Genomic DNA, 2,480 nt, shown 5'->3' with positions numbered 1-2,480 from the left:
GCCGGCGCGCGGCGCGCCGGCTGCCGACAGGCGGATCGGGCGGGCCCGCGGACCGGTGGTTCCGCGGGCCCGCCCTCGTGGCGGACCGACGTGAGAGAAGGCAATTGCATGGCCCGCAAGAGGAGCGGCGACCGTACGCCGCGTCGGACGTTCTGGTTCAGGACCCTGGGAGCGGTCGCGGTGTGCGGCATCGCGGCGGGCGGCCTGATCACCTACCGGGCGGTCTCCGGCAACGGCACCACGAGCAGACCGGTGACGGTCGACGAGGCGTCCCGTATGGCGCTGTCACGCCTGACGCTGTATCAGTCCAGCCCGGTGGCCGTGACCCTCACCGCATCCGAGGGCAGCGGTGTGGTGATACGGGTGAAGGGCGTCGTGGACTACCGCAGCCACCGGGCCGTGGGCAGCTACCGGATCACCGGGACCACCGGGAATCCCGGCCACGGCCTGATCGTCTGGGACAGCCGCGGCCTCGGACTGGCGCCGGAACCGCAGGGCGCCGGCGGCCCGCCCTGGCGGCAGGCCGAGCACGTCCCCCGGTCCGGCTGGTCACCGCGCGCCTACACCAAGGACCCGCTGGACTCCGGCCTCCGATTACTGACCCAGCTCGGCGCGGACCGGCCCGACAACGCGCTGCTGCTCGCGCAGTCCGGGCCCCGGTGGCTGGGGCGCGACCGGATCGGCGGCCGGGACTACGACAGGTTCTCCGGGCCGCGCTCGCGGGGCGCCGCCCGGGACGGTGGCGGGTTGTCGCCGCTGACGTACTGGATCGACGGCGACGGCGGGCTGCGGCGGGTGACGATGCGCATGCCGGGCCTGGGCACCCCGACCACCGTGGAGATCACCGGGCGCGACGGCGGGGCGAAGCTTCCCGAGGCGCCGTGGCTCACCGGCTGACACCGCGGTACCGGGGCCCCGGCGTGCCCGGTCGGTACCGGCCGCGCTCAGCGCGGACGCGGCAGGGCGTCCTGGCTGGTCGGCAAGGGGTAACGGTCCGGGTCGACCGCCCCGGGGAGGTGGGTTGCCGGGCGGCCGGGGACCGTGGGGTCCGGCATCGACGGTTGGGCGGGCGGGACGGGCACGGAGTGGAACGCGGTGCCGGGCGGCGGCTGGACGGGCTCGGGGTGCCCGGCCGGAAGGGCCCGGTGGCGAGTGGCCCCGCACCGGGCGAGGTCCTCCAGATTGCTGGGGCTCTGCGTCCCGGGCGCGTTGCCGGTGAAGCAGTTGCCGGGGTCGGCCGCGGCCGTCACCAGGTCGGCGCCGTTGGCCGTGACGCGGTTGTCCGCGACGCGGTTGCCGCGGGCCGGGTGCCCGGGAACGTCGGTGACCAGGATGCCTGCCGCGTGATTGCCCCGGACGAGATTGCGCAGGACCTGGTTCTTCGTTCCCCCGCCGATCCCGACGCCGATGCCGAACCCTCCGTCGGCCTGCTCGGGCGAGTCCGAGGCGTTGTTACCGGCGATCACATTGCCCGCGATCACCGCGTCGTGCTGCGGAGCCAGGGCCTCCAGATCGTTGGAGTTCACCGTCACCCCGACGCGGTTGCCGACGACGCGGTTGCCCAGCACCGTCAGGCCCTCCGAGGCATTGGTGATCTCGATGCCGACCGCGTTGCGCTCCACCGTGTTGCCGCGCACCAGGGTGTCGCAGGGCCGGCACTGGCCGACGTAGATACCGGAGTCGGCCTGGCCCGAGGCGTAGGAGTCCTCGATGACGCCGCCGCGCGCGTCGAAGGCGTAGATGCCGTAGAGCCCGTTGTTGTACGCGGTGACCCGGGAGGCGCGGAATCCCCGCACCGCCGGGAACCGGGCGGTGTCCAGCGGGTCGTAGGCCGATCCGCCCGCGCCGCGCCGCTGCAACCGTTCGTCGGTGACGCCGGTGAACAGGACGCCGTTGGCGAGGTAGCCGCGCACGGTGAGGTTCTCCACCACCGATCCGGCGCCGGTGACGGTGATGCCGTTGGCCAGTCGCAGACGGCCGTCGAGGACCACCTTGTTCCGGTCCGTGCCGCGCACCACCACCCGTGGCACGCTGACCCGCACACTCTCGTGGTACACACCGGGCCGCACCAGCACCGTGTCCCCCGCGCGCGCGACGTCCACCGCCCGCTGCACCGTCCGGAAATCCTCCGGGACGCGAAGCACGTTCCCGGGCGGATGCCGGTCGCCGGACGGCTTCGCCCCGTCCGGCGAACAACCGGCGGCCAGCATCCCGACCGGGACCAGCAGGATCGGTAAGTACCGCAGCGTCATCGTCCGGAACACCGGGGACCGGCGCGCCTTACGGGCCAACAGGCAACGAAAAATGAGGAGTTGCATGACAGGCGTTCTATCGCCTCCAATGTCGCCCATGCCTACCGAACCAGGAAATACGCAGGATCCGGCACGGTCCACCGCATCCGGTTGGGGGCGCAGGGCCCTGCTCGGGGCCGGCGCGGCGCTGGCCGCCGGGATCGGCGCCGCGGCGGGGCGAACGGCGGG

2 protein-coding genes are annotated in these 2,480 nt (G+C 73.6%); one reads left to right on the top strand and one right to left on the bottom strand.

Annotation, left to right across the window (positions count from 1 at the left end):
* Positions 1–108 precede the first annotated feature (108 nt).
* Positions 109–897 carry a hypothetical protein gene (locus AC51EU_RS29575; protein ID WP_496270167.1) on the top strand — a complete coding sequence of 263 codons (789 nt, stop codon included), beginning with the start codon at positions 109–111 and terminating at the stop codon, positions 895–897.
* Positions 898–944: 47 nt separating this feature from the next.
* Here AC51EU_RS29575 and AC51EU_RS29570 read toward each other — a convergent pair whose 3' ends face one another.
* Positions 945–2,291 (bottom strand): right-handed parallel beta-helix repeat-containing protein, encoded by a 1,347-nt coding sequence (locus AC51EU_RS29570; RefSeq protein WP_496270166.1) that lies wholly within the window; start codon positions 2,289–2,291, stop codon positions 945–947.
* Between the last annotated feature and the right edge of the window lie 189 nt (positions 2,292–2,480).

The sequence above is a fragment of the Candidatus Streptomyces philanthi genome, assembly GCF_059553635.1.
This window is presented reverse-complemented; position numbering and strand designations above follow the sequence as displayed.

Excerpts from the sequence above, each read along its gene's own strand:
- AC51EU_RS29575 (WP_496270167.1), top strand. The coding sequence starts at position 109 with ATGGCCCGCAAGAGGAGCGGCGACCGTACGCCGCGTCGGACGTTCTGG.